The sequence below is a fragment of the Tenacibaculum geojense genome (genome assembly GCF_042676005.1).
Lineage (GTDB): Bacteria > Bacteroidota > Bacteroidia > Flavobacteriales > Flavobacteriaceae > Polaribacter > Polaribacter geojense.
On the sequence record NZ_JBHTJR010000069.1, the window covers coordinates 1 to 831 of the forward strand.

The 831-nt window shown below is 39.2% G+C and carries 1 protein-coding gene; it reads left to right on the forward strand.

From position 1 onward, the window contains the following. Positions 1 to 831: hypothetical protein (locus ACFQ1U_RS13695; protein ID WP_386109342.1), on the forward strand; the 831-nt coding region annotated here is incomplete at both ends.

The window sequence follows — 831 nt, forward strand, 5'->3', positions numbered from 1 at the left end:
GTAGCAGGTGAGTATGTAAATAATGCTGCGATAACAGATAGTGATCAGTTTGATCCAGATAGTGATCCAAATTCAGATGCTACGGTAGATGATAATGGAGATGGTATTACAGATGATGATGAGGCAAGTTTTGTTATTGTACCTAAAAGTGCAGATTTAGCCTTAACAAAGAATTATGTAGATGATAATGGAGGAAGTTTAAATGTAGGGGATGTATTAACCTTTAGTTTAGGATTAACCAATGGAGGAGCAGATGCAGCTACAGGAGTTTCTGTATCAGATGTTTTACCAGTAGGATTTAGTATTGTGCCTGGAAGTATAAGTAATTCAGGCGTTTACAATGCAGGAGCAACTACGATAAATTGGAGTGGATTAAGTGTTCCATTAGCAGGAATAACTCTAACATATCAGGTAATTGTAAATGCCCCAACAGGCGCGGCAAATGAGTATGTAAATAATGCAGCGATAACAGGCAGCGATCAGTTTGATCCAGATAGTGATCCAAGTTCAGATGCTACGGTAGATGATTATGGAGATGGTATTTCAGATGATGATGAGGCGAGTGCTACGGTAGTTCCAACAGCATCAGATTTAAGTTTAGTAAAAGGAGTTCAGAATTCAGGCGTTGTATTACCACCGAATGTGGGCGATGTATTAACCTTTGAGTTGGTATTAGCTAATGCAGGTCCAGATGCAGCTACAAGAGTATCGATATCCGATATGGTACCTGTAGGCTATTCAGGAATTACTAATATTAGTAATGGTGGTTTGTTAACAGGAAACACGATTACTTGGAATTCACTGAGTGTTGCATCGGGAGGTACGTTGACA